The 25,064-nt window shown below is 61.1% G+C and carries 23 protein-coding genes; 10 read left to right on the top strand and 13 right to left on the bottom strand.

Annotated features, from left to right (window positions below; translation table 11 throughout):
- The first annotated feature begins 14 nt into the window (after positions 1–14).
- Entirely contained in the window at positions 15–1,172 is a 1,158-nt protein-coding gene (locus tag IG627_RS08850) for a glycoside hydrolase family 18 protein (protein ID WP_226864866.1), read from the top strand.
- 54 nt (positions 1,173–1,226) lie between these two features.
- Here IG627_RS08850 and holA read toward each other — a convergent pair whose 3' ends face one another.
- The 3 genes from holA to leuS all read right to left on the bottom strand — a co-directional run bounded on the left by holA (position 1,227) and on the right by leuS (position 5,455).
- The gene (holA, locus tag IG627_RS08855; RefSeq protein WP_193191990.1) at positions 1,227–2,228 is read right to left on the bottom strand and encodes a DNA polymerase III subunit delta; all 1,002 of its coding nucleotides are present in this window, start codon (positions 2,226–2,228) and stop codon (positions 1,227–1,229) included.
- A gap of 6 nt (positions 2,229–2,234) precedes the next feature.
- Positions 2,235–2,759, bottom strand: coding sequence for an LPS-assembly lipoprotein LptE (locus IG627_RS08860; protein WP_193191991.1), 525 nt, complete (start codon positions 2,757–2,759; stop codon positions 2,235–2,237).
- Between the two features lie 98 nt (positions 2,760–2,857).
- Positions 2,858–5,455: a leucine--tRNA ligase gene (gene leuS, locus IG627_RS08865; RefSeq protein ID WP_193191992.1), complete on the bottom strand. Its 2,598-nt coding sequence runs from the start codon at positions 5,453–5,455 to the stop codon at positions 2,858–2,860.
- A gap of 185 nt (positions 5,456–5,640) precedes the next feature.
- On the opposite strand from leuS, the gene IG627_RS08870 reads away from it, so the two are divergent.
- From IG627_RS08870 to IG627_RS08880, 3 genes are all read left to right on the top strand, one after another.
- Positions 5,641–6,090, top strand: a complete 450-nt coding sequence (locus tag IG627_RS08870) for a zinc ribbon-containing protein (protein ID WP_193191993.1) — start codon at positions 5,641–5,643, stop codon at positions 6,088–6,090.
- On the top strand, positions 6,090–6,869 hold the full coding sequence (locus IG627_RS08875) for a YdcF family protein (RefSeq protein ID WP_226864867.1): 780 nt from the start codon (positions 6,090–6,092) through the stop codon (positions 6,867–6,869). The genes IG627_RS08870 and IG627_RS08875 overlap by 1 nt, the downstream gene beginning before the upstream one ends.
- Before the next feature lie 139 nt (positions 6,870–7,008).
- Positions 7,009–7,422 carry a hypothetical protein gene (locus IG627_RS08880; protein ID WP_319024531.1) on the top strand — a complete coding sequence of 138 codons (414 nt, stop codon included), beginning with the start codon at positions 7,009–7,011 and terminating at the stop codon, positions 7,420–7,422.
- A 91-nt stretch (positions 7,423–7,513) separates the two neighbouring features.
- On the opposite strand, the gene IG627_RS08885 is transcribed toward IG627_RS08880, so the two are convergent.
- From IG627_RS08885 to miaB, 6 genes are all read right to left on the bottom strand, one after another.
- Complete coding sequence (locus IG627_RS08885; RefSeq protein ID WP_193191994.1) at positions 7,514–8,431, bottom strand: TIGR01777 family oxidoreductase; 918 nt, start codon at positions 8,429–8,431, stop codon at positions 7,514–7,516.
- A 193-nt stretch (positions 8,432–8,624) separates the two neighbouring features.
- Positions 8,625–10,217 carry an apolipoprotein N-acyltransferase gene (gene lnt, locus IG627_RS08890; RefSeq protein ID WP_193191995.1) on the bottom strand — a complete coding sequence of 531 codons (1,593 nt, stop codon included), beginning with the start codon at positions 10,215–10,217 and terminating at the stop codon, positions 8,625–8,627.
- A 118-nt stretch (positions 10,218–10,335) separates the two neighbouring features.
- Entirely contained in the window at positions 10,336–11,235 is a 900-nt protein-coding gene (locus IG627_RS08895; RefSeq protein ID WP_226864868.1) for an HlyC/CorC family transporter, read from the bottom strand.
- A gap of 37 nt (positions 11,236–11,272) precedes the next feature.
- Positions 11,273–11,773 carry an rRNA maturation RNase YbeY gene (ybeY, locus tag IG627_RS08900; RefSeq protein WP_319024532.1) on the bottom strand — a complete coding sequence of 167 codons (501 nt, stop codon included), beginning with the start codon at positions 11,771–11,773 and terminating at the stop codon, positions 11,273–11,275.
- 10 nt (positions 11,774–11,783) lie between these two features.
- The gene (locus IG627_RS08905) at positions 11,784–12,803 is read right to left on the bottom strand and encodes a PhoH family protein (RefSeq protein WP_193191997.1); all 1,020 of its coding nucleotides are present in this window, start codon (positions 12,801–12,803) and stop codon (positions 11,784–11,786) included.
- 551 nt (positions 12,804–13,354) lie between these two features.
- On the bottom strand, positions 13,355–14,746 hold the full coding sequence (miaB, locus tag IG627_RS08910) for a tRNA (N6-isopentenyl adenosine(37)-C2)-methylthiotransferase MiaB (RefSeq protein WP_193191998.1): 1,392 nt from the start codon (positions 14,744–14,746) through the stop codon (positions 13,355–13,357).
- A 169-nt stretch (positions 14,747–14,915) separates the two neighbouring features.
- Here miaB and IG627_RS08915 point away from each other — a divergent pair, with 169 nt between their 5' ends.
- On the top strand, positions 14,916–15,248 hold the full coding sequence (locus IG627_RS08915; protein ID WP_193191999.1) for a DUF1820 family protein: 333 nt from the start codon (positions 14,916–14,918) through the stop codon (positions 15,246–15,248).
- A gap of 145 nt (positions 15,249–15,393) precedes the next feature.
- Here the strand turns inward: IG627_RS08915 and IG627_RS08920 are convergent, their stop codons facing one another.
- Positions 15,394–15,819, bottom strand: coding sequence for a VOC family protein (locus tag IG627_RS08920; protein WP_193192000.1), 426 nt, complete (start codon positions 15,817–15,819; stop codon positions 15,394–15,396).
- 124 nt (positions 15,820–15,943) lie between these two features.
- On the opposite strand from IG627_RS08920, the gene IG627_RS08925 reads away from it, so the two are divergent.
- The 5 genes from IG627_RS08925 (at position 15,944) to IG627_RS08945 (ending at position 21,133) form a co-directional block, all read left to right on the top strand.
- On the top strand, positions 15,944–16,246 hold the full coding sequence (locus IG627_RS08925; RefSeq protein WP_193192001.1) for a putative quinol monooxygenase: 303 nt from the start codon (positions 15,944–15,946) through the stop codon (positions 16,244–16,246).
- A gap of 125 nt (positions 16,247–16,371) precedes the next feature.
- Positions 16,372–17,745, top strand: coding sequence for a hypothetical protein (locus IG627_RS08930; protein ID WP_193192002.1), 1,374 nt, complete (start codon positions 16,372–16,374; stop codon positions 17,743–17,745).
- The gene (locus IG627_RS08935; protein ID WP_193192003.1) at positions 17,742–18,530 is read left to right on the top strand and encodes a hypothetical protein; all 789 of its coding nucleotides are present in this window, start codon (positions 17,742–17,744) and stop codon (positions 18,528–18,530) included. Before IG627_RS08930 ends, IG627_RS08935 begins: the two co-directional genes overlap by 4 nt.
- 141 nt (positions 18,531–18,671) lie before the next feature.
- Positions 18,672–19,463, top strand: coding sequence for a UDP-2,3-diacylglucosamine diphosphatase (locus tag IG627_RS08940; RefSeq protein ID WP_193192004.1), 792 nt, complete (start codon positions 18,672–18,674; stop codon positions 19,461–19,463).
- Positions 19,460–21,133: a lysophospholipid acyltransferase family protein gene (locus IG627_RS08945; RefSeq protein WP_193192005.1), complete on the top strand. Its 1,674-nt coding sequence runs from the start codon at positions 19,460–19,462 to the stop codon at positions 21,131–21,133. The genes IG627_RS08940 and IG627_RS08945 overlap by 4 nt, the downstream gene beginning before the upstream one ends.
- A gap of 91 nt (positions 21,134–21,224) precedes the next feature.
- On the opposite strand, the gene IG627_RS08950 is transcribed toward IG627_RS08945, so the two are convergent.
- The 3 genes from IG627_RS08950 to IG627_RS08960 form a co-directional block, all read right to left on the bottom strand.
- Positions 21,225–22,514, bottom strand: coding sequence for an aminotransferase class I/II-fold pyridoxal phosphate-dependent enzyme (locus IG627_RS08950; protein ID WP_193192006.1), 1,290 nt, complete (start codon positions 22,512–22,514; stop codon positions 21,225–21,227).
- A gap of 108 nt (positions 22,515–22,622) precedes the next feature.
- The gene (locus IG627_RS08955; RefSeq protein ID WP_193192007.1) at positions 22,623–23,483 is read right to left on the bottom strand and encodes a DUF6279 family lipoprotein; all 861 of its coding nucleotides are present in this window, start codon (positions 23,481–23,483) and stop codon (positions 22,623–22,625) included.
- Positions 23,484–23,555: 72 nt separating this feature from the next.
- Complete coding sequence (locus IG627_RS08960; RefSeq protein WP_226864869.1) at positions 23,556–24,779, bottom strand: substrate-binding domain-containing protein; 1,224 nt, start codon at positions 24,777–24,779, stop codon at positions 23,556–23,558.
- Between the last annotated feature and the right edge of the window lie 285 nt (positions 24,780–25,064).

The following is a 25,064-nucleotide window of genomic DNA, read 5'->3' on the forward strand; positions in this document are numbered from 1 at the left end:
ATATGGAGAAAAAAATGATAAGTGGAAAATTGAGTTTGGTGGGTCTGCTGGTAGGCCTCCTCGCGGTCTGCAGTAGTGCAGAGGCCAAGGTTGAAAATAACAGGGGAGAGCGCAGCGCCGAATCCGCGGAGGCTCAGGTTATCAGCTCGTCGGAGTTGGCCGTGATCGCCTACTACACCGGCGATGGCCACGATCTCGATCGCTACGATTTCAGCAAGATCACCCATGTGATTTACAGCTTTATTTTTCTCGACGGCAATCAAATGGCCTTTGCCGGTCCCGAAGCGATTGACGCCTACAGACGGCTACTGGACCTGAAAGCACAGTACCCCCACCTGAAAATCATGCTCGCACTGGGCGGTTGGGGTGGTTGCGAGAGCTGCTCGCCGATTTTTGCCGACGCTGAAAATCGCCGCGCTTTTGCGCAGTCGGTGGTGCAGGCATTGGAGACCTACGGTGGCGACGGTATTGACCTGGACTGGGAGTATCCGGCCATAGAGGGGCATCCCGGCCATCCATACAATGCGGGCGATCGAGATAATTTCACCGGGCTGGTGCGAGCGTTGCGTCGTGAACTCGGCCAAGACTATCTGCTGAGCATCGCCGCCGGTGGCTTCGACGAGTTTCTGCAGAAATCTGTCGACTGGCAACTAGTGATACCGCTGGTCAATAACGTCAACCTGATGTCCTATGACCTGGTGAACGGCTTCAGTACCACTACCGGTCACCACAGCCCGCTGTATTCAACTGCAGCGCAGAAGCAGTCCACCGACAATGCGGTGCGCTACCTGCTGGCGCAAGGGGTGCCGCCAGGAAAAATAGTGATAGGAGCGGCCTTCTATTCCCGTGTTTGGGAAAATGTAGAGGCACAGAATAACGGCCGCTATCAACAGGGCAGACATGTGGCGGGATTGCCCTTTGGCAAACTGGCGGAGGCCTACGCAGAAAACACTGGATATAAACTTTTCTGGGACCAGAGCGCTCAGGCGCCCTATGCCTATCACCCAGAAGAAAAGCGCTATGCGACTTTCGACAATCGCCGCTCGGTTTCGCTGAAAGTCCGCTACGCAATCGAGCAGAAGCTGGGTGGCATTATGTTCTGGGAGTTGCCCGGGGACAGTGATGGGGAAGGGCTGGTGGACGCAATTTACGCGGCGAAACTGGCGAAATAATCGATTGCGGCGGACCTGGTCCCGCTGCCGAGCTGGAGCTCGGCCTTCCCGGATCTAGATACTGCGCTTGCCGGACAGGTTCAGGGTCAGCTCCAGCAATCCTGTCCAGGGATCCTGGTCTCTGCCGCCCTTGATGGCGGAGTCCACCGCGCGGGCGCGCAGCAGCAGGCCTTCCAGCTGTCGCGGGCGCAGGCGGGCCAGGGCGGCCTGTACCAGCGGCTGGCGCTTCTGGATGCGCACCAGGCGCGCCAGTGGCTGGCCCTGTTCCAATTTCTCGCCGATCTCCAGCAGGCTGCGGATCTCGCGGGCCAGGGCCCAGAGCACCACAGGCGCTTCGATGCCTTCCGCGCGCAGGCCGTGCAGTGTCTTGATCGCATTTTCGGCATCACCGGCCAGGGCCCTGTCGATCAGGCCGAAGACATCGTAGCGGGCGGAGCTGGCCACGGCGTCGTTCATCATTTCCGCGGTGATCAGGTTGTCCTGGCTCAACAGTTTGAGCTTTTCGATTTCTTGGCTGGCGGCGAGCAGGTTGCCCTCGACCCGCTCGGCCAGTATCTGGATTGCCTCTGGCTCCGCATTCAGGTCCGCTGCGCGCAGTCGCTGGTGGATCCAGCGCGGCATTTCCCCGGCATCCACCGGCCACACCTGGATCAGCACGCCTTTCTGGTCCAGTGCCTTGATCCACTTGCTGTTGAGCTGGGATCTATCCAGTTTTGGCAGCACCAGCAACAGCAGCAGATCGTCGCCGGCGAGCGCGGCGAACTCCTGCAATGCCTTGCTGCCCTTGTCCCCGGGTTTGCCGCCAGGCAAGCGCAGTTCGACGACTTTCTTTTCCGCAAACAGGGACATACTGCCGGCGGAGGCCAGCAGCTGGCCCCAGTCGAAGTTGTGCTCTCCGTGCAGCAGTTCGCGCTCGCTGAATCCACATTTGCGCGCGGCTGCGCGGATGCTGTCGCAGCACTCCTGCACCAGTAGCGGTTCATCACCGGAGACGACGTAAATCGGGACCAGGCCCTTGTTCAGGCTCTGCGATAATTGGCGGGGGTTGATACGCACAGGGAATCAGTAACTCCGGTCTTCCGCAGTGGCGCTGACATCGATGCGGCGCAGGCGGTCGATAATGCGGCCGATCAGCTCGCGGCGCATTTCCTCGCGCAGCAGCAGTTCTTCCTCGCCCTTGCTCACCACTTCGTTCTCGTCCCACTCGAGAGTCCGGTAGACGTCCGCCTCGGCGTTGTTGAGCAGGGTGCGGCCACTGCTGTCGCGCACGCTGTAGAGGGCGCTGGTGATCAGCTCGTATTCCGACGCGCGGCCCCGCGCATCCACGGAGACGGTGCGCTTGCGCTCGGTTTCCTTGTGAATGGTCAGCGCGTAGTCCGCCTCCAGCGGTGATTCCGCCATCGGCAGGCCGGCGTTCTGCAGCAGGCGTGTCAGCTCCTGGGCGATATCACTGCGCGGATCCTCGGCAGAAATGTACAGCTGGCTGCCGGGTGGGAAGTTTTTTGGCGCGCCGCGCAGGTGCCAGCCGCAGCTGACGGTAGTGATTACCACGAGCAGGAGCAGGGTGCGGTTGAATATTTTTTTCATAATGTTTTTTGTGCTTCGTAGGGTGCGCCGAACGCACCTTTGACCCCGGCGGTGCGCACGGCGCACCCTACCGGGAGGCTGGTTATTTGGCGACGCGGTTATTTGGCAACGATATTGACCAGCTTGCCCGGCACCACAATCACCTTGCGCACCGTGGCATCGCCGATAAATTTCTGCACGTTATCGTCGGCCAGTGCCATTTTTTCCAGCGTTTCCTTGTCGGCTTCCGCCGGCGCTTCCAGCTTGGCGCGCACCTTGCCATTGACCTGCACCACCAGGGTGATACTTGAGCGCACCAGGGCGTTCTCATCCACCAGCGGCCACTGTGCGTCCACCAGCGGTGCAGTATTACCCAGCGCCTGCCACAGCTGGTGGCAGATATGCGGGGTGATCGGTGCCAGCAGCAGTACCGCGGCCTGCAGCGCCTCGCGCTCGACCGCCAGGCCCTGGGCGCTGTCGCGCTCGGCCAGCTTGCCCACTTCGTTCAGCAGTTCCATCACCGCGGCCACGGCGGTATTGAAGGTCTGGCGGCGGCCGTAGTCGTCGCCGACCTTCTGGATGGTCTCGTGGGTCTTGCGGCGCAGCTGCTGCTGTTTGTCGGAGAGTTCAGCCTGGTCGATATCGACACTGCTGCCGCCGGCGGCCATATGGCCGTGCACGGTTTTCCAGAGTTTGCGCAGGAAGCGGCTGGCGCCCTCGACACCGGCGTCGTGCCATTCCAGAGTCTGCTCCGGCGGTGCGGCGAACATGGTGAACAGGCGCACGGTATCGGCGCCGTACTGCTCCACCGCGGCGTGGGGATCTATGCCGTTGTTCTTGGACTTGGACATCTTGACCACACCGCCGGCGATGACTTCTTCACCGCTGGCGCGCTCGATCGCCTTGATCGGCTTGCCCTTGTCGTCACGCTCGACATCGACGTCGGCGGGATTGATCCAGGTCTTGTGGCCCTTCTCTTCCTTGTAGAAGGATTCCGCCAGCACCATGCCCTGGCACAGCAGCTGCTTGAAGGGCTCGTCGCTATCTACCAGACCCTCGTCGCGCATCAGCTTGTGGAAAAAGCGCGCGTACAGCAGATGCAGAATGGCGTGCTCGATACCGCCCACATACTGGTCTACCGGCAGCCAGTAGTTGGCGCGCTCCGGATCCAGCATGCCCTGCTCGAAGTCCGGGCAGGTGTAGCGGGCGTAGTACCAGCTGGATTCCATAAAGGTATCGAAGGTGTCCGTCTCGCGCTGCACCGGCTCGCCGTTCAATTCGTCTTTGCGCCATTCGGGATCGGCCTTGATCGGTGACTGGACGCCGTCCAGCTCCACGTCCTCCGGCAGCAGTACCGGCAGCCTGTCAGCCGGTACCGGTATCTCGCCGCCGTCGGGCAGGTTGAACATCGGGATGGGCGCGCCCCAGTAGCGTTGGCGGGATACACCCCAGTCGCGCAACCGGTAGTTGGTGGTCACCCGGCCCTTGCCGGCGGCTTCCAGCGCGTCGGCGATGGCGTTGAAGGCGGCATCAAAGTCGAGGCCGTCGAAACCGCCGGAATTCACCAGCACACCCTTGTCGGTAAAGGGCTCTTTGCCCGGGTCGATGGCGTCATCGTTCGCGGGTGCCACCACCTGCGTGATCGGCAGGTCGTACTTGTGTGCGAATTCCCAGTCGCGCTGATCGTGGGCCGGCACGGCCATCACGGCGCCGGAGCCGTAGTCCATCAGCACATAGTTGGCGATCCACACCGGCACTTCCTCGCCGGTGATCGGATGAATCGCTTTGATGCCTGTGTCCATACCCTTCTTGTCCATGGTGGCCATATCGGCCTCGGACAGGGACTGCTTCTTGCACTCGGCAATAAAGGCCTTTAGTTCGGCATTGCCTTCCGCCAGCGCCAGGGAAATCGGGTGCTCCGCGGCCAGGGACACATAAGTCACGCCCATCAATGTATCCGGGCGGGTGGTGTAGACATCGAAGTGGTCGACACCGGCGATGGTTTGCGGCAGCGCAAAGGACAGTTCCACCCCCTTGCTCTTGCCGATCCAGTTTCGCTGCATGGTGCGCACCTGCTCCGGCCAGAGGGGCAGCTTATCCAGGTCGCCCAGCAGCTCCTCGGCGTAGTCGGTGATCTTGATAAACCACTGTGCCAGCTCGCGGCGCTCCACGGTAGTGCCGCAGCGCCAGCAGCAGCCGTCCTCCACCTGTTCGTTGGCGAGTACCGTCTGGTCGTGGGGGCACCAGTTCACCGCGGAGTTTTTCTTGTAGACCAGGCCCTTTTCGTACAGGCGGGTGAAGAACCACTGCTCCCAGCGGTAATAGGAGGGCTGGCAGGTGGCCAGCTCGCGGGACCAGTCGAAGCCGAAGCCGAGGGCCTTCAGCTGGCCTTTCATGTAGTCGATATTGGTGTAGGTCCACTTGGCCGGCGCCGTCTTGTTCTGGATGGCGGCGTTCTCCGCCGGCAGGCCAAAGGCGTCCCAGCCCATCGGGTGCAGCACATTCTTGCCCTGCATGCGCTGGTAGCGGGAAATCACATCGGTAATCGTGTAGTTGCGCACATGCCCCATATGCAGTTTGCCGCTGGGGTAGGGGAACATGGACAGGCAGTAGAATTTTTCCTTGCTGGCGTCCTCGGTCACTTCAAAGCTCTGTTGTTCCTCCCAGAACTGCTGGGCGGCGGCTTCGACTGCGGAGGGGTTGTACTGCTCTTCCATCGATTGGGGACCTATACTCTGTGATCTGAATTTGCGGGAAAACCGTTCAATTGCCCTGAAGTGCGGCGCCGGGCCGCGATACTGTCGCGCTATCGCCCTGCTGCGGGGCGCGATCGATCTCGATCAGGGAGTGCTCCGGTAGCACCGGTTAGGATGCACAAACGCGGGATTATATGAGGGATGCCATGACGAAGGAACCGAAGTTGCCGCCGGAGGACAATATGGCGGAGGCGATGCGCCGGGACCTGGAGGACCTGGTGGAGGGGGAACTGGCGGTGGAGGACCTGACCGCCAACAAGGTGGCCTTTCTGCGCGCCTGGCTGAAGGACGACCTGCACCGTGCGGGGGACTATCTGCGCGGCCTCGGCGGCGAGCTGCAGACCCTGGAGGAGCGCGGCGGCAGTTGGCTGCTGGATGCCGCTGACCCCACCGAGACAGCCTGGCCGAATCTGATGCGCTGCATCAAGCAGGGCAAACCCTGGGCGCTGGCCGGGGAGCGCACCGTCGCCGGCGAGGAGTTGCAGTGCCTGGGGTGCGGATACCGGGCCATGCCAGAGGCGGGAGCCCAGATCACACCCTGCCACCGCTGCGGCTACGGTTGCTTCCGGCAGATCGAGGGTGGACTCGAAGACTGATGGAGTGGCACGCCATAATGGCCAGCCTGGTGATGCCCCCGCTTGCGCCGCTATTGGGCCTGTTGCTGGCCCTGGTGTTGTGGTTTTTCCCGGCCACATCCCCTTTCGCGAAACTGTCATTGCCCCTGGCTATCCTTTCTTTCACTGCCATGTGGATTTGTGCGACACCGGCATTTTCCGCCTGGCTGGGTGAGCGCCTGGGCAGAATGCCGGCCGCGCCGGATGCCGTGCCCCAGACCGTGGTGGTGCTGGGCGGCGGCCGTTACCGGGATGAGAATTCCGGTAACGAACGACTCTCTGCCACCAGCCTGGAGCGGGTGGCCTGGGCCGCACAGAGGGCGCCGGTGCAGATGCCGCTCTTGGTGAGTGGCGGGCGGGTTTACGAGCAGGAGCGGGCCCCAGAGGCGGAACTGATGGCGGGCCTGCTACAGGATCTGTTCCAGCGCCCGGTGACCTGGCGCGAGAATTGCAGTCGTACTACCGCCGAGAACGCGGTCAACACGGCCGCCATATTGCACGACTCCGGTGTGGAGAGTGTGGTCCTTGTGACACACTGGTGGCATATGCCCCGTGCCGCAGAGGTGTTTGCCCGCGCCGGACTGCAGGTGCAGCCAGAGCCGGTGGGCAGCCCAGCGGAGCTGTTGCCGAGAGCGCAGAGCGGACTGTTGCGCTGGCTGCCCAGCGCCGCAGCGCTGCTACGCACCCAGGTCTACTGGCGCGAAATGCTGGCGCGTCGCTGGTATCACTGGATGCCATTGCCGCCGGTCAGAAACTGTTGAGGAACCATTGCCGCGACATCGGTTCTTAGTGCTGACAGACCCTGACGGGTCACAATTCGGCCTTGCCCGATACGGGCACCGGGCATAAGATGGCTCGCCTCACCGCGGCCACTTTTTAGACAGATAAAGAGTAGTGGCTGTGGATAGCAACCATAACAATAAAAGAGGTATCACCGAGATGAAGGGCCTTCCCGCATCCTTTTCCCCCATTCAACTGCACAATCGCCTCAACCGGGCGGTGTGGATTGGTTTCAAACGCGCAGAGCAGGACGGACGCGAGCTGGTATTCCTCTGCGGCGGCAGCGACGGGGCCGCCCAGGTCAGCAAGAATTTCGAGACTTTTGCCGGGCAGATAGTGCGGGAGTTCCGTCTCAATCCGGCCGAGGTGGATTTTGTCGAGTTGCGTAGTGACGGGGACCATCACCAGTGGTATCGCTGGCATGCCCAGTGGGTGGGATCTGCGCCGATGGAGTGCCGGGTGGAAGAGGTGGCGGGCGAGTCGGGCCGTCGCTATCTGGACCAGGCGCTCAGCCGCAGTGTAGAGGCCGCGTAGCAGCCGCTACGCCGTAGGGCGAACACAAGGCTCTTTCCACCGCTCCAGGTATTCGCGGCGCCTGCAGCCCCTACATATCCCAATTAACTTGTTAGGCTCGCGCCTTCCTGGCGTGGCCGTTCTTCTGCAGCAGGTCCGCCAGGGCCTGCTCCAGTGTCGGAAACTGGAAGCTGTAGCCACTGTCCAGTGCGGTGCGCGGTTCCATCTTCTGGCTGGCCAGCAACAGCTCCTCCGCCATTTCCCCAAATATCATCTTCAATACCCAGGCCGGTGTGCGCATCAGGCAGGGGCGGTGCAGCTGTTTGGCGAGCAGGCGGGAAAAGCTGTTGTTGGTCACCGCTTCCGGTGCGCAGGCATTGAACGGTAGGCACAGGTGGCGGTCGATGGCGTGCAGCATCAGCCCGACGATATCCTCCTCGTGAATCCAGCTCATCCACTGTTCGCCGGAGCCCATGGGGCCGCCGAGGCCGAGGCGGAAGGGTGGCAGCATCTGTGCCAGGGCTCCGCCGCGGGTGGAGAGCACTATGGCGGTGCGCATGGTGCCGACGCAGATTCCGGCCTGCTGCAGTGGCAGGGTGGCCGCCTCCCAGTCCCGGCACAGCTGTGCGGCGAAGCCGCCGCCGGGGGGACTGTTCTCCCGCAGCAGGTCGCCGCCACGATCGCCGTAATAGCCCACTGCGGATCCGGACAGGAAGTAACGCGGGCGCTGGGCCTGGGACAGAGACCAGCGCACCAGCTTTTCGGTCATTTTCAGGCGTGAGTCGCGGATTTCGGCGCGGCGCTTATCCGTCCAGCGGTGGGTGATCGGCTCTCCGGCCAGATTGACCACCACATCGACCGGCGCCTCTACTTCCTGGAGTTCGCGGCAGCCGTGCGCGGTCTCTCCACACAGCTTGCGCACCTTGTCCGGGCGCCGGCTCAGCACCGTCAGCTGGTCGCCGCGGGCCAGCCACTGCTGGCAAAACAGTCGGCCTATCAGGCCTGTGCCGCCGCTGATTAAACAATGCATAGGGAAGGCATCCTTGCCGCCGATTCATTAGTAATTTGCTTGCAGCATAGCAGCCGCAGCCAGGTGTGGCGGGCTCAGGGTAATTGCAGCGCATTTTAGGTGAAACATCGGGGCGCAGCGGTAATATTTGGCGCCCCGGAGGAAACGGGTGTCACCTGGTTTCGCCCTCAATCCATTGTTCGGGGCGGCCTCGTTAGTCGGATAATTCGCCAGCGAGAGGTGAATCGGCATCGGGGGTTGCCCTGCGTCGCAGCAGCATGGCCGCGACCAGCATCGGCAGGGCCAGGGCGAATACCAGGGAGATGCCCGCAAACATGAACGGGGTACCGCCGCGCATGGCCTTTACCTGCCCAATCATATTGGCGCGCTCGAACTGGGGCAGTTTCTCCAGGATCCGGCCGCGGGGGTCGACGATGGCGGTGACACCGGTGTTGGTGCCGCGCACCAGGTAGCGGCGTGTCTCCAGGGCGCGCATCTGAGCCATCTGCATATGTTGCAGAGGCCCTATGGAGTCGCCGAACCAGGCATCATTGCTGATCGTCAGCAGCACCTGTGCCGACAGGGCGCTGTCGGCCACAAGGCGCGGGTAGACGATCTCGTAGCAGATCAGCGGCGCCCAGCTGGCCCCGCCGGCATTCAGGGGCTGTTGTCCCTCCGCTCCCGGACGAATAAAGGAAGTGGGCAGATCGAAAAACTCGATGGTGCCGCGAATCCAGTCTTCCAGGGGTACATACTCGCCGAAGGGCACCAGGTGGCGTTTGTGGTAAACGCTGGGGCTGCGACCGAAGACGGCGGCGGAGTTGTGGATCACGCGGCTGCCCTCTGCGCCCGCTTCCCGCCGGTCGTAGAGCACACCACTGATGAGGTCTATCTGCGTCTGTTCGGCGTTGCGCTGCAGTGCCTGCATCAGGTTCGGAGCCTGGCCATAGAGCAGTGGCAGCGCCGCCTCGGGCCAGACGATCACGTCGACGCCCTGTTCACTGAGCACCCGGGTGCCGTCCTGGTAGCGGCTGATGGTCTCGCCGCGGAATTCCGGCAGCCATTTTTTGTCCTGGGGAATATTGGCCTGCACCAGGCCAACGGTGATTTCCTCACTCTCGGGTTGGGTCCAGTCTACCTGTGCCAGCAGGGCACCCAGCGGCCAGGGGGCAAGCGCTGCGGCGATCAGCGCAATGGAGACGTGTTGTTTAATCGGGGTTAAGCGCCCCGCGGCAGCCAGGGCGACCACTGCGGCGGACATGGCCAGCAACAGGCCTATGCCGTAAACGCTCAGCACCGGCGCCCAGCCGGACAGCCAGGTTTCGATATGGCCGTAGCCGGCGAACAGCCAGGGGAAACCGGTGAAAACCCAGCTGCGCAGCCACTCGCTGATAAACCAGAGGGCGGGGAAGGCGAGGGCGAAACTGATCCTGTTGTCTGTGAAGCGGCCGAGGAAGTAGAAGGGCAATGCCAGCAGCAGTGCCAGAATGCTGACAAAGGCGGCGGTGAGCAGCAGGCCCAGTGGTACAGAGGAATTGCCGAATTCGGTGATGGAGACGTAGACCCAGGAGCCACCGCTGCCGAACAGTCCCAGGCCGAAGCAGAATGCCAGCCACAGGCTGCTGCGCCCCGGAAACGGTTTCCGGTTGGATGCGCGCAGGTACAGCCAGGCCAGCAGGGATAGCGACAGCAGGCCGCAGATCCAGACGTCGTAGGGGGCGAAGGAGAGCGTCAGCAGTCCGCCGGCGGCCGCTGCCAGTACCGAGAATGCGGAATGTGGAATGCGGAGTGCGGAGTTCTTACTCATTCAATTCATTCAGTTCGTAGGGTGCGCCGCGCGCACCATTGGCCCGGTAGTGCGCACGGCGCACCCTGCCCGAGTCCCGAGTCCCGAGTCCCGAGTCCCGAGTCCCGAGTCCCGAAAGTCAGCCGTCTTCCTCAACCGGCTTTTCCATCCGGCTCACCCGCAGCAGGTGTATCTGCCGGTTGTCCGCATAGAGTACCCGGAACATGAAGTCTCCCAATCGCGTGACCTCATCGCGCCCCGGCAAATGGCCAAAGGACTGCATGATCAGGCCGCCGACGGTGTCGAACTCCTCGTCGCTGAGTTCGCTTTCGAAATATTCGTTGAAATCCTCGATGGGGGTGAGCGCCTTGACGATAAAGTCGTTGTCGCCCACCTTGCGGATAAAGCTGTCCGCCTCTTCCTCGTCGGTTTCGTCCTCGATCTCGCCGACTATCTCTTCGAGGATGTCTTCAATGGTGACCACGCCGGATACGCCGCCGTACTCGTCGATCACCACCGCCATATGGTAGCGGTTCTCGCGGAACTCCCGCAGCAGGATATTCAGGCGCTTGCTCTCGGGAATGATATTGGCCGGGCGGATGATGTCTTCCAACTGGAAGTCTTCCACGCCCTTCAGTACCAGCGGCAACAGGTCCTTGGCCAGCAGTATGCCGCGGATATCGTCGACGCTGTCACCGATCACCGGGAAGCGGGAGTGGCCGGACTCGATGATCTTGGGAAGGAATTCCTCGGGCTTGTCCTGCAGGCTGACCACGACCATCTGTGAGCGGGGGATCATGATCTCGCGCACCTGCTGGCTGGATACGTCAAGCGCGCCCTCGATAATGGATAGCGCCTCTGCGTCCACCAGTTGGTTTTCCGCGGCATCCTTGATGATATCCAGCAGTTCGTCGCGGGATTTGGGTTCTGCGGAAAAGGCGCCGAAGAGCTTCTCCAGCCAGTTCTTTTCACCCGCTCGTTTTTCACCCGATCGGGGGCGGCTGGATGACTGACTACTTGGGGGTTCGTCTGTGGTCATGGAAGTGGCCATGCTCCGGATTTCTCTCGTCTCTACTTTAGTCTGTTGCTGTTCGCGGGGCCGAGTGATCCACTGGAGCATAGGGGTCGGCAAAGCCGAGCCCGGCCAGCAGCCCTGTCTCCAGTTTTTCCATCACTTCGGCGTCCGAGTCCTCTATATGGTCGTAGCCCAGGAGGTGCAGTGTGCCATGGACCACCATATGTGCCCAGTGCGCAGGGAGCGCTTTGTGCTGCTCTTCCGTCTCCTGTGCCACAACCGGCGCGCAGATCACAAGATCTCCCAAAAGTGGGAGATCCAGGTCATCGGGAAGCTCTGCGGGGAAGGACAGCACATTGGTGGGGCTGTCCTTGCCGCGGTACTGGCTGTTGAGCTGGCGACTCTCGTCCTCGTCGACGATGCGCACCGTCAGCTCCGCGACTTCGCGGCGGCCTGTCAGGGCGGCGCTGACCCAGTTGCGAATACTGTCATCGGAGGGTAAGTCGGTGCAGCGGCTGGCCCGCTGCACGTCTAGATGCAGGCTGATCAAAGTATGAGACACCACAGCAGCCTCAGGCCGCATCCTCATCCGGCTTGCCGGACATGGCGTCCCGCTCGGCCTCGTGGATGTCATAGGCCTCGACGATGCGTTGAACCAGCGGGTGGCGCACCACGTCCTTGGCGCCGAAGTGGGTGAAGCTGATGCCGTTGACCTTGCCCAGTACCTCGATCGCGTGCCTCAAACCCGAGGCCTGGCCGCGGGGCAGGTCTACCTGGCTGGGGTCGCCGGTGATCACTGCGGTGGAGCCGAAGCCAATGCGGGTCAGGAACATCTTCATCTGCTCGCGGGTGGTGTTCTGGCTCTCGTCCAGGATCACGAAGGCGTTGTTCAGGGTGCGGCCGCGCATATAGGCGAGCGGCGCCACCTCGATCACATTGCGCTCGATCAATTTGCCCACTGTCTCGAAGCCGAGCATCTCGTAGAGGGCGTCATAGAGGGGGCGCAGGTAGGGATCTACTTTCTGGCTCAGGTCGCCGGGCAGGAAGCCGAGTTTCTCGCCGGCTTCCACCGCCGGGCGCACCAGCAATATACGTTCTACTTCGTCCTTCAGCAGAGCCTCTACCGCACAGGCCACCGCCAGGTAGGTCTTGCCGGTGCCGGCCGGGCCTATGCCGAAGTTGATATCGTTGGTCTGCACGGCCCGCACATACTTGCGCTGGTTCAGGCCGCGGGGGCGCACGGAACACTTCTTGGTGCGGATCAGCACCACCTGTTCCGCCTCGGCGCCCTCGCTGCTGCCGTTCTGGAGTTCCTCGACTCCCGACTGCTGCAGGGCCAGGTGGATCTCTTCCGGCGTCAGGTGATCGCGGTTGCCGGTCTCCTTGTACAGGAAGCTCAATACCTCGCCGGCGGCGCGGGCAGACTTGGGTTCTCCGTAGAAGGCAAACTGATTGCCGCGATTGCGGATCTCGATATCCAGTCGCTGTTCAATCTGGCGCAGGTGTTGATCGAATTGGCCACAGAGGTTGGCCAGGCGGCGGGCGTCGTTGGGCTCCAGTGTGATGCTGTGAGCGAGGGCTTGTGTTTCCAAATTGGTTTCCGGCACCTTTTATCTGGGGAGTTCACTGCTAGGGTATACCCATTTTCCCGGTAGGGGAAAGGGCAGAGTGTGACGAATGGGTTCTAATTGGTCTTGGGGCTTATAACACTGTGGTATTACAGAGTTGCGACTGTCGCTTCCTGGGTGGTTCCGTTTTGGCGCTTCGTAAGTGGACTGAGGGGGCGACCCTGCTACCGATGGCTTTTCGCGGGACACGCCATGAATACATCCCTGTAGGCTTGGCGGCCGGGTTCCTCCGGCCGACAGTCCCGCGAAAAGCCATCGGTATCAGGGCCTTCGCATTTGATTTCAGTGTTCTTTTCCCTCCGACGCACTGGTGGGCAGAAACCAGAATTTGATGCGAAGACGCTGATGCCGGGATTCGTTTGCGGGACTGTTGGCGAGAGGGACCTCGCCGACAAGCCTCCAGGGATGGATTCTCCGGGGGGGCGCCTAGCCCGCGTCCCGCAAACGAATCCCGGCAGCAGTGTCGCCTCGAAGCTCTCTTAGTGTCACTTGGGGGGGCTGCCCGGAGCCCAAAATCAGTCTAAAGGCCCATCCAACTCCGAGGCCACCAATATCCCGCGCAGTGAGTTCGGCAGCGCCTCCTCGATCAGCACATCGGCAAACTTGCCGATCAGCGCCAGCTCGTCGCAGCGGAAGTTGACCACGCGGTTGTTCTCGGTCCGGCCCTGCAGCTGCCCCGGGTCTTTCTTGGACACGCCGGTCACCAGTACCCGCTCGGTGTTGCCGACCATGCGCCGGGCGATTTCTGCCGCCTGCTGGTTGATACGGTGCTGCAGCAGCTGCAGGCGCTGTTTCTTAATGGCTTCCGGGGTGTCGTCCGGCAGGTCCGCCGCCGGCGTACCCGGGCGGGCGGAGTAGATAAAGCTGAAGGAGATATCGAAGCCCACATCCTGGATCAGCTTCATGGTGGCCTCGAAGTCGCGCTCCGTCTCGCCGGGGAAACCGACGATAAAGTCGGACGACAGGCAGATATCCGGGCGTACCGCTTTCAGGCGACGGATCTTGGACTTGTACTCCAGCGCCGTGTGGCCGCGTTTCATCGCCATCAGAATGCGGTCGGAGCCGCTCTGCACCGGCAGGTGCAGGTGGTTTACCAGCTCCGGCACCTCGGCGTAGACGTCGATCAGCGCGTCGGAGAACTCCACCGGGTGAGAGGTGGTGTAGCGGATGCGGTCAATACCGTCGATGGCCGCCACATAGGTGATCAGCTCGGCGAAATCGACGATCTGGCCGTCGTCACCCTCTTCACCATGATAGGCGCGATAGGCATTGACGTTCTGCCCCAGCAGGTTCACCTCGCGCACGCCCTGGTCCGCCAGGTGCGCGACTTCTTCCAGCACGTCCGCTACCGGGCGGCTGACTTCCTCTCCGCGGGTGTAGGGCACCACGCAGAAGGTGCAATACTTGGAGCAGCCCTCCATGATGGAGACGAAGGCGGTGGCGCCTTCAGCCTCCGGCTGCGGCAGCCGGTCGAATTTCTCGATTTCCGGGAAGGAGACGTCCACCACTACGGCGCCGCTCTTCTGCTGTTTGGTCTCCATCATCTCCGGCAACCGGTGCAGTGTCTGCGGGCCGAAAATCAGGTCCACGTAGGGGGCGCGCTTGGCAATGGCCTCGCCCTCCTGGCTGGCCACACAGCCGCCGACACCGATCACCAGGCTGGGATTTTTTTCCTTCAGGTGCTTCCAGCGGCCCAACTGGTGGAACAGTTTTTCCTGGGCCTTCTCGCGAATGGAACAGGTGTTGACCAGCAGTACGTCCGCGTCTTCCGGATCGTCAGTGGGCACCATGGCGTGGGACTCGCCGAGCAGGTCCCGCATGCGCGCGGAGTCGTACTCGTTCATCTGGCAGCCGTGGGTCTTGATATAGAGCTTTTTCACCGCGGTTTTGGGCGTGGTTTCGGACATATCGCGCCTGGTTAAAAACTGGTCAGTTAAAAATGGTGGGGCATTATAGCGACCCGGCCCGGGACTGCATAGACGGGCCTCCTGTAGAGTGCTAACCTTCCGCGCTTTTTCGGGCAAAGCCCGTATCGAGACTAGAATCCACGGGGGCTGCCCCCGCTCAGAGAGTCCTATGGCCAACCCTATCTACAAAGTCATTTTCCACAACCAGAACCAGGTGTACGAACTCTACGCCCGGGCCATCTACCAGAGCGATATGTATGGCTTTATCGAGGTGGAGGAGTTTGTGTTTGGCGAGAAGGCCCAGCTGGTAGTGGACCCCAGCGAGGAGAAACTGAAGAATGAATTCGCCTCGGTGACCCGCTCCTATATCCCGATGCACAGCATTGTGCGCATCGATGAAGTGGAAAAAGAGGGGACCGGCAAGATCGTCGAGGTGAAAGGCGACAAGGTCACCAAGTTTCCCTTCCCGCCCCCGATGCGCCACCCGTCGGATTCCGAATAGGCTATCGCGAGTTACCCACCACAGCGCGCTGCCGCGCTGTGCCCTTTCCCCTGGCACCTTTTCCGCTGCCGGCCCCTTTTTCCACTGATGGCTCCTTACCCCGGGAGCGACACTCCGATCCGGCCGAATTCCACAGCTGAACCTACTACTCGATTACAGCGGCGCTGAAGCGCTGTCCGGAAATTGCCGGGTGGTAGAGGGGTTGCAGGGTATTTCCCGCCGGGTCCAGACAGTAGAAGCTGCGCGCGCCATCGCTGTGATCGTGCGGAGTGCCGCGCATGGGAACGTCGGCGGCCTTCAGGTAGGCGTACCACTGGTCCAGCTCTTCACGGCTGTCCACGACAATTCCGAAGTGATCCAGATTGCCCCCATCGCCGGCGGAGTCTCCGTCGGCGGCGCGGGCCAGGGAGAGGTTGTCGTTGCCCAGCGTCAGGTACACCAGGTCGCCGTGGGGGCGGGAGAGTACCTGCATACCGAGCAGCTCGACATAGAAGCGCTCACATTCCTCCAGGTTCGGAACCCGAAAGGCAATGTGGCGCATGCCATTGAGGGGGTGAGGGGGTCTGTCCATGGGGGCTCCTTACGGTCTTTCTGTCGTTACTCGATACAGGCTTGAATGGAATGTGTATACATATATGTATACCATGGGGCTGAATATATTGGCCAGCACCTGAAGCGACAGAGAGGAGGGCGGGATGTACTGCATTTTCATCAAGGTTCAGCTGAAAGAGGGGGCCAGGGAGGAGTACCTGCAGGTGATTCGACAGAATGCTGTCGCCTCAGTGCGCGACGAACCCGGTTGTCACGTATTCGACGTACTGGAAGATTGCGAGCAAGAACAGCTGCTCTATCTCTACGAGGTCTACGACAGCCCCGAGGCCCTGGCACTGCACAAGCAGACTCCGCACTATCTCCGCGATCGCCCGCGGATCAATCAACTGATTGAACAGCAGGAGGTAATTCGCGCCAATGTGGTGCTTCCCACACCGCGCCTCTGAGTCGGGACCGCGGTGATTCCTGCGCCGCGGCCCACTGTCATTCGTCGCCTTGGCGCCGCCAGGTGCTTCTCGCCGGCTATTCTCTATTAATAGGGAAAGCACTGGTTGTGCCTGAGGTGAAGTCTATGGCCTCTATACCGGCGATTAAGGCCGCCATCTCCGATCTGGATATTGAGCAGCGCGTAGAGCGCGACGTGAAGGCTGGTATCCCGGAAGTCGACCGCAACAGCCACACGGAGAGCGAGGAGAGCCTGCGCGCCTACGTGGTGCGGGAGATTATCGGCAAGGTGCACCAGGGGCGCCAGGCTGAAATTGACCAGCAGGCGAACACGCGCGGGGAAGTCGAAATCCGCCAGCTGTATCAGCAGATCAGGAATACGGAGGCCGCGCTCGACAAAAAGGTTTCCGCAAAAATTTCCGCCGTGGTCCAGATGCTTCAGCGAATGGCGCGCGAGTTTTCCGCGGCCCGCATGGACCTGGAAAGTTTCCGGCACAGGAACGGCCTGACCAGGGAGGCTGTTTATCGCGAGTCGCGGATTCTCCACTACTCGATCGTATTCTTTATCGTTATTGCAGAGACGGGCCTGAATTCCTTTTTCCTGGCCAAGGGCAGTGAATTGGGGCTCGCCGGTGGATTCTTCCAGGCACTGATCATCAGCCTGGTCAACCTGGGGCTTGCCGCCTTTGCCGCCTTCGCCCTCCGGCAGGTCTTTCATATCAGCGCGATGCGCAAACTTCTATTCCTGGGCCTGTTTGCACTGATCGCCTCACTGTGCGTATTTTTCATACTCGGCGTCGGCCATTACCGCGAGGCGCTGGAGCTGCACCCGTTCACGGCTTCCAAGATTGCGGTGATGAACCTGTGGGGCGCGCCCCTGGGAATCCACGACTTCAACTCCTGGATCATGGTTATCGTCAGTGGTATGGCGTTGATACTGCTGACGGCCAAGTTTTTCATCGTCGATGACCGCTATCCGGGATATACGTCGGCCGCCCGCAGGGCTAAGGTTCGGCAGGAGCGGTGGATGCGGGGCTGTTCTGCGGCCTATGAAGAAGTCAGTGCACTGGTCGAGGAGGCCCAGCGGGAGCTGGCGGAGCGGGAAAAAGAGATCCGGGCACAGCATATCGGCTTCAAGTCGAGTATCGATCGCAGTGAGGATATCCGGCGGGAATACGAAGAGGACATCCACAAGGCCCAGGGGCTTCTGGACGAGCTGGTGAGGTATTACCAATCATACTCGGCCAGGATGATGAACAGGCGCGCAGCCTATTTCGGCGAGTTGTTGCGCTTTGAACTGGACAAGCTGCCGAAGCTGAACACCGCCGGGCTGGAGCAGCACCGGCAGGATCTCGCTTACTTCGATCGGGTCATCGAAGAACTCGACGGGGAGTTTGCAGACTCGATGGACCTGATCAGCAGGAAGTGCGGGGAATACCAGCGCGAAATCAGTTCTGCAATTCAGAGAATCGAGCGGGAAAACGGGTTGAACGGGCTGTGAAGAAGTCTCCGCTCGGCGCCCTGTCAACTGAAGACAGACGGGGAATCGGAATATTCATTGCTGGGGCTATTGCGCTGTTGGGCCTGATCGCCTTCTTCGCAGTGAGGCTCCAGGCACCGGAAAATGACTATGACCGCATGTCGCTTTGCAACGAGAGCCTGCCCCGCTATTCCCACAACATTTTTCTTATCGATGTGTCGGACACCCTGTCCGAATACCAGCGCAGGTTTCTGCACAGCCGTATCTCCAGCCTGCTGGAAGTCTCGAAAGAGAATGACCGCTTTACGATCTTTGTGCTGGATGAGAAATTTCACGGCCTGTCCGAACCTGTTGTCGACCTGTGCAAACCGAAATCCGCCGATGACGCCGATGCACTGACCTCCAACCGCCTTTTCGTCGAAAAACTGTATCGGGACAGATTCCAGAAACCGTTCGAGCAGGCCATTGCGTCCGTCGTTGCCGCCGGTGAGCAGGAGGTGTCTCCAATCTACGAGGCGCTCTCCGATGTGGCATCGCTCAACCGGTTCGACCTGCATGCGCAGGAGGTCAACCTGACGATTGTGAGCGACATGATCCAGAATTCCAGGTCCGCCTCCGTATTCAGCAGCGGCTCTGCCGCGATAGAGCGACTGCCGGCAATCGACCTGCGCCGTGCGCGAACGAAGGTGTTCTGGTTGGACCGGGAGAAATACAAGCGCTACCAGACCCCGGAACTGGCCAATAGCTGGGAAGACTACCTGGCGAGCGTATCCCGCTTCGAGCAGATCGAGAGAGTCAGGCATTAGCCTTTGGCTTCATTGGCTGTCCGCGGTCTGAGCCGCCGGGCAATATCACCGGCCGGTTTGAAATAAATTCTTCACACAATTGGCCAATTTTTGTAAGGAATCTCCAGCAAGGTATCCCAAACCGCTACTTGGGACCTTGAAATGAGCAACCGCTATCGCGCACTGTGGATTTCCGATGTTCACCTGGGCAGCAGGGACAGCGAGCCGCAACGGCTGGCGGATTTCCTCGCCCAGAACCGCGCCGATACCGTCTACCTGGTCGGCGATATCTTCGATATGAAGGCGTTGTCCCAGGGCAAGGGCAGCTGGTGCCAGGCCTCATCGCTGCTGCTGGGTATGCTGTCTGAACTGAGCAGCCAGACCCCCGAAGTCATCTATGTCCCGGGTAATCACGATGCACCCATGCGCAGCTGGGCCGGCAAGCGCCTGGGCAATATCCGCATAGAGCGGGAGTGGATCCACACCGCTGGTGACGGCAGGCGCTACTGGGTCACCCACGGCGACCAGTTCGAGCACCAGATCAATATCAATCCCATCAGCTACCACATCGGTGATCACAGCTACTACCTGATGCTGCGCATGAACCGCTGGATCAACTATTGGCGCAGTCGCTTCGACAAGCCCTGGTGGTCCCTGGCCAATCACGTGAAGAACCGCGTGCAGGCGGCCAAACGCATGATGAACAACTTCGAGGAAATCGCCCTTCGCGAGACGGGTCGTCGCGGCCTCGACGGTGTTATCTGCGGCCATATTCACCGCGCCGCCCTCCATCACAGGAGCGCTGATAAAAGCAGGGTGACTTACGCCAACTGTGGCGACTGGGTGGATTCGATGAGCGCCGTGGTGGAGCAACACGATGGCAGCCTGGACCTTCTGCACTGGCACCGGGCGCCCAAAATTGCCAGCATAATGACCGAAGCGGTAGCCGCATGATTCAACTGGAAAACCTGTTACAGAAAAATGCCTGGTACAGCGCTGCGCCGCAGAGGCCGACGCGCAAGCTGGTTTCCGCAACACTGAAGAAAATCTGCTGCGAACAGCAGGTGCAGGAGTTCGGCCGCCTCTACCCGCACCTGGGTGGTCTCGACTTTATTCGCCAAGTATTTGCCCACTTTGATTTTCGCTACGACCTGAACCCGTCGGAGCTTGAACGGATACCGCGCAGCGGACCGCTGGTGATTGTCTCCAACCACCCGTTGGGCAGTCTAGATGGCCTGGCGTTGATCGATATGGTGGCGCGAGTGCGCAAAGACGTGCGCGCCATAGCCAGCCAGCTGTTGTGGAATATCGAGCCGCTGCGCCCCTACCTGCTGCCGGTGGACAACTTCAACGGCCGCACCCGCCGGGTTGATGTGGAGGGTATATACCGCCACCTGCAGGAGGGCGGTGTCATCATCGTTTTCCCGGCCGGCGAGGTTTCCCGCCTGACGCCCCAGGGCGTGCGCGATGGCCGCTGGAATCCGGGCTTTGCCCGCTTCGCGGAAAAATCCAGTGCACCCATATTGCCGGTGCAGGTACGTGGTCGCAATTCCTGGTGGTTTTACGGCCTGTCGATGGTCAACAAGCCGCTGTCGACCCTGTGGCTGATCCGCGAGATGTTCAAGCAGACCAGGCGCAGCATCGATATCCGCATCGGCAACCCGGTGGAGGCCGAGCACTTCCGCAGCTGGCCGCTGGCCCCGCGCGCCCAGGCCGCCCTGTGGCGCAAGCATGTGCACAGGCTGCACAAGTCCCCGCGACCGCTGGGCCCGGAGCCCATTGCGGCCGCGGAATCGGTGGAAGATGTGACACGGGTGATGGACGTCTGCACGACGCTGGTCGAGCAGGGCGATTTCTCGGTCAAACTCTACCAGCGGCAGGCGGACTGCCCGGTGATGCGCGAGCTGTCGCGCATTCGTGAAATTGCCTTCCGCGCGGTGGGTGAGGGCACGGGCCAGAGCCGCGACTGGGATGCCTTCGATGCCCACTATGACCACCTGTTGCTGTGGGATGGGCAGCGGCAGCAGATCGCCGGCGCCTACCGCCTGGCCAAGACCGCGGGTCTGGAGCCGGAACAGATCTACAGCAGCACACTGTTCAATTATCCGCGCCCGCCACAGCAGTGCCTGCCGGGTTCGGCGGAACTGGGGCGCAGTTTTCTGCTGCCGGAATACTGGCGCGGTCGCGGCCTGGACCTGCTCTGGTGTGGTATCGGTCAGTGGGTTGCACGCAACAATGTGCGCTACCTGTTCGGCCCGGTGTCCATGCCGGGCACTTTCTCCGCGCGCGCCAAATCGGCAATTGCGCGCTACTTCCTGCATCACTTCGCCACCGAAACCCCCCTCGGCGACGCCCGCCTGCCGTTTGCAGAGACGCGGGAGGACCTGCCGCAACTGGCGGGAGACGCGAGCGCTGATATGGTGCAGTTGAAGCAGCTTCTGAAGGAGGAGGGCGTGATGCTGCCGCCGCTGTTCAAGAAATACACCGCGGTGACCAGGCCCGGCGGCACCAGCTTCCATGCGTTCAATGTGGACCCGGACTTCTGCGATTCGGTGGATGGCCTGGTGGTGGTGGATCTGCAGCAGGCGGATCCGAAGTTCGCCAAACGTTATCTCGGTGGCTGATGTATTTTGCTTTGTAGGAGCGGATGGCCGCCCCGCCGCTCCTACAAGAATAAAAAGGCTCCCCGCAGGGTGCGTTGCGACAACTGTTTAATTACAGTATTTCCAGCTTCTTGCGCACACTCGCCAGCTTTACACACAGGATAAACACCGACATGGCCGTATCCAGCTCCTCCAGTGGCGGGAAGCTCGGCGCTATGCGGATATTGCGATCCTCAGGGTCTTTGCCATAGGGGAAGGTGGCGCCGGCCGGTGTCAGCTTGACGCCCGCGTCCGCGGCCAGCTGCACCACCGCTGTGGCGCAGCCCGGGCGGGTGTTGAAGGAGACAAAGTAGCCGCCTTTCGGCTTTTCCCACTCGCCCAGGTCCGAATCGCCGAAGGCACTCTCCAGCTGGCTCAGTACACACGCAAACTTCGGTTTCAGAATCTGCGCATGCTTCTGCATATGTTTCTTCAGCAGGGTGAACTCGGCGAAGAAGCGCGAGTGACGCAGCTGGTTCACCTTGTCCGGACCTATGGTCATGGCATGCATCTGCTTTTTCAGCGACGCCAGGTTGGCGGTGCTGGCGCTGACAAAGGCCACACCGGCGCCGGCGTGTGTCACCTTGGAGGTGGAGGCGAACTGCAGCACCGAGTCCGCGGTGTCGTTTTCCAGGCTCGCGGCGCGGATACCCGGGAGATTGATCTGCTGTTCCAGGTCGTGGATCGCATAGGCGTTATCCCAGAAAATACGGAAACCCGGATTGGCGATCTGCGCCAGTTGCGCGAGGCGGACGACAGTCTCCTGGCTGTAGGTAACCCCGGTCGGGTTGGAAAACTTGGGAACACACCAGATACCGATGATGCCCTGATCCTTTTTGATCTCTTCCTCGATCGCATCCATATCCGGGCCGGTTTCGGTCATGGGCACGTTGACCATACCGATACCCAGTTGCTCACAGATGGAAAAGTGGCGGTCGTAGCCGGGCACGGGACACAGGAATTTCGGCGACTGCAGTTCCCGCCAGGGTTTGTTGCCGGCGAAGCCGAACAGGTAGCCTGTCAGTACCGCGTGGTACATCAGGGTGAGGGAGCTGTTGCCGCCGGCGAGCACTTCCTCGGTGGGTACCTGCAGGATGTCCGCACCCAGTTCGCGCGCGCAGAGCAATCCCTCGAGGCCGCCCCCATTCCTGCCACCATAGTTGCGCGTATCGGTGCCGTCGGCCGCGCGGTAGTCGCCGTTCAGTATGCCGTCCAGGCCGTCCGACTGATGCAGCTGGTCCGCCGCGGGTTTGCCCCGGGTGATATCCAGGCTCAATTCGTGCTGGCAGATACGCTGGTAATGCGTGCTCAGTTCCTTTTCCCATTCCTGTAACTGGTCGCGTGTGGCGGAGTCGATACGCACGGGGATCCCTCTGGCTGGTGGATGGAAGCGGCGAGCTTAGCAGCTGGAGGAGGGATTCGTCAGCTACCTAGTGTGGTGTAAGGTAATAGTGGTGGGTTTAGGGGCCCTTCACTGGCTGGCGAGGGTGCGGAAGTCCCGCGCGTATTCGCGCAGGGCCCCGGTCAGGTGCCGGCGCTGCACTTCGGTGGTGCTGGCGAGAATCTGCTCGCTCAGTTGGCGCGCCTGGCGGTGTCGCTGTTCCTGCAGCTGCTTGTAGTCTTCCGACCACAGCTGTTCGGGGTTCAGCATCAGGTCGCGCATCCTGGCCAGATAGCCAACCGGCTTGCGGCGCAGCAGGTCGATAAAGTGCGACTGCCATATCTGCCGCTGCTGGTCGCGCAGCAGGGGGTTGTATTCCACCTGGGCCACCCAGGCGGCGATCAGCTGTTCCTGCTCTTCGCTCAGGGAGCCGAGCCAGCGCTCGCTCTGCTTGCGAATCTGCTTCTTTCTGCGGCGCTGGATTTTCTCCGGCGACTTCTGCCACTTCTCCAGCGACTCCTCGCGCTTTTCACGCAGCTTCTGTTCCAGTTCGTCGACCTGGTCCGCGTCCAGTTCCGCGGCGAGCGGCAGCAACAGATCGTAAAGCTGGGTGCTGGCAGTATCCCAGAACAGGCGCACCTGCTCTTCCACCGACGCCAGCTGTAGCGCCTGCAGTTGGCCTTCTTCGACCCGATCGGCGAGCCGTGACAGGAATTCCGCGTAGCGGGGCAATTGGGTTTGGCGGTGCCAGCTGTGAAAGCTGCCGAGGGCGCCTTTCAGCTGGCCTTTCTGTTTGGGTGTGAAGTCGACATAGTCGTCGATCTGCCAGCGCATCCAGAGGTCCAGCTGGTTGTAGGCGAACTGGATGCTGGAACAGCTGCCGAGCAGCAGCGCGGTGACCAGCAACGCCGCTGTGCGCGATATTCGGGCCAGTATTGCCGGTGCTGCCATTCGCTCCTTCCGTGAAAACTATCCCTGCAGAATTGCCGGGCCAGTGTTCAATATAGTCGAGCTGGAAGCGGGTTAATTAAGCCACACCTCGACGCGGCTGTTCTTGACTGGCGCCTGTCCGCGGTCTGCGGTCAGTGGCGCGAAGGCCCCCAGTGCAAGGATTCTGCTGTCGCCCAACTGGTGATCCCGCAGCAGGGCGCCCTGGACTTTCAGGGCGCGAAAACGGGAGATGATGTCGGCAATATTGTTATTGGACTTCTGGTCGGAAAAACCCACCAGGGTGAGGCTCAATTCGCGGTCGGCCTGCTCCATATAGGATTCCAGGCGGCGCAGATCCTTGAGCGCACGGCTGTCCAGTTCCGAGCTGCCGTTGGCAAAGCGGAAGGAAATACTCAGGCGTTCGCCACTTGTCATCAGTGCCCGGTAGGCTTCCGGCGCATTGGGGTAGGGCGTCATTTTCAGCGCTACCGGCGTCAGGTTGATAAAGCCGATGTCGGCCACCAGCTTCTGCCCTTCGGGGGATTCGGCAAAATGCAGGAAGCTGTCCACATGGAGTTTGTACTGGCCGGGTTTTTTGTACAGGAAGAGGCGCCGGGTCAGGGGGAAGTCCTCGGTGGCGATGATGCCCCGGTCCGGTACTATTGCCGCCAGATCCCCCACTTTCAACGCAACCTTCTTAATGCCTTGGGTGTGCGCAAAGGGCAGGTAGCCGATGGCGCCCAGGTCCCTCAGCACAATCTGGCGGGTTTCGGCATTGCCGGAGACCTCGTAGACTCCCGGCTCTGCCGGGCGGCTTTCACCAAACACATCCTCGTCAAAAGTGGTGCGAGTACCGGATTCGATATCCCTGTGCAGGGGGCGGATTGGCAGGTCGGGGCCGCCGAGCTCCTGCCAGTTGCTGATTTTACGCTCGTAGATCTGGCGGACCTGGTCCATGGTCAGGTGGGCGATCGGGTTGCTCGGATGCACGCCGATGGTGAGGGTGTCGAGGCCAACGACGTGTTCCGCTTCGGCGCCTGCGAGGTCGCCGAAGCGCGCCAGCATTTGCATTTCCTTCCGCTTGATCCGGCGTGAGGCCATACCGATATCCGCACTGTCCTCGTTCAGGGCCTTGAAGCTGGTGCTCGAGCCCAGTGCGAGAATTGGGACTTCAACACGGCGCCCTTCCAGTTGTGCACTGATCCAGTGGCGTACGCCCTCGCTGCGCTGCTCTATGTCGGTGGCGCCGAGGCTCTGCAGGTAGCCTTTGACCAGCAGCGGCGCCAGCTCCGCTCCAACAGTGTTGGAACCGGTCATGCGGAACAGTGTTTTCGTTTCAGTCGCCTGGGCCGCTACGGCCAACAGTTGACAGCACAGAAGCGCGGTCAAAAAAGCGCGCATGGACAGGCCCCCCATCTGGATAATCTCTCGCTTGCAGTTCTTGCTTGGGATTTTTTTGGAACGAAACTGCCGTTGTCTTTGTTGGGATTCAGCAGGTAAGGCCTGCCGATGGCGTCTTCGTGTGGTGCGGAAGGCGTGTCTGGTGCCTGTCCGGGCGTGGGCTTTATCGCAGAATAATGTGACAAAAATATTTCAGCGGCG

The organism is Microbulbifer taiwanensis (assembly GCF_014904815.1).
GTDB lineage: Bacteria > Pseudomonadota > Gammaproteobacteria > Pseudomonadales > Cellvibrionaceae > Microbulbifer > Microbulbifer taiwanensis.

Bases quoted from the DNA above. Each gene is read 5' to 3' on its own strand.
- IG627_RS08850 (WP_226864866.1), top strand. From the start codon at position 15: ATGATAAGTGGAAAATTGAGTTTGGTGGGTCTGCTGGTAGGCCTCCTC.
- IG627_RS08860 (WP_193191991.1), bottom strand. From the start codon at position 2,759: ATGAAAAAAATATTCAACCGCACCCTGCTCCTGCTCGTGGTAATCACT.
- leuS (WP_193191992.1), bottom strand. From the start codon at position 5,455: ATGGAAGAGCAGTACAACCCCTCCGCAGTCGAAGCCGCCGCCCAGCAG.
- IG627_RS08870 (WP_193191993.1), top strand. From the start codon at position 5,641: ATGACGAAGGAACCGAAGTTGCCGCCGGAGGACAATATGGCGGAGGCG.
- IG627_RS08875 (WP_226864867.1), top strand. From the start codon at position 6,090: ATGGAGTGGCACGCCATAATGGCCAGCCTGGTGATGCCCCCGCTTGCG.
- IG627_RS08885 (WP_193191994.1), bottom strand. From the start codon at position 8,431: ATGCATTGTTTAATCAGCGGCGGCACAGGCCTGATAGGCCGACTGTTT.
- lnt (WP_193191995.1), bottom strand. From the start codon at position 10,217: ATGAGTAAGAACTCCGCACTCCGCATTCCACATTCCGCATTCTCGGTA.
- IG627_RS08895 (WP_226864868.1), bottom strand. From the start codon at position 11,235: ATGACCACAGACGAACCCCCAAGTAGTCAGTCATCCAGCCGCCCCCGA.
- miaB (WP_193191998.1), bottom strand. From the start codon at position 14,746: ATGTCCGAAACCACGCCCAAAACCGCGGTGAAAAAGCTCTATATCAAG.
- IG627_RS08915 (WP_193191999.1), top strand. From the start codon at position 14,916: ATGGCCAACCCTATCTACAAAGTCATTTTCCACAACCAGAACCAGGTG.
- IG627_RS08920 (WP_193192000.1), bottom strand. From the start codon at position 15,819: ATGGACAGACCCCCTCACCCCCTCAATGGCATGCGCCACATTGCCTTT.
- IG627_RS08925 (WP_193192001.1), top strand. From the start codon at position 15,944: ATGTACTGCATTTTCATCAAGGTTCAGCTGAAAGAGGGGGCCAGGGAG.
- IG627_RS08930 (WP_193192002.1), top strand. From the start codon at position 16,372: ATGGCCTCTATACCGGCGATTAAGGCCGCCATCTCCGATCTGGATATT.
- IG627_RS08940 (WP_193192004.1), top strand. From the start codon at position 18,672: ATGAGCAACCGCTATCGCGCACTGTGGATTTCCGATGTTCACCTGGGC.
- IG627_RS08945 (WP_193192005.1), top strand. From the start codon at position 19,460: ATGATTCAACTGGAAAACCTGTTACAGAAAAATGCCTGGTACAGCGCT.
- IG627_RS08955 (WP_193192007.1), bottom strand. From the start codon at position 23,483: ATGGCAGCACCGGCAATACTGGCCCGAATATCGCGCACAGCGGCGTTG.
- IG627_RS08960 (WP_226864869.1), bottom strand. From the start codon at position 24,779: ATGACCGGTTCCAACACTGTTGGAGCGGAGCTGGCGCCGCTGCTGGTC.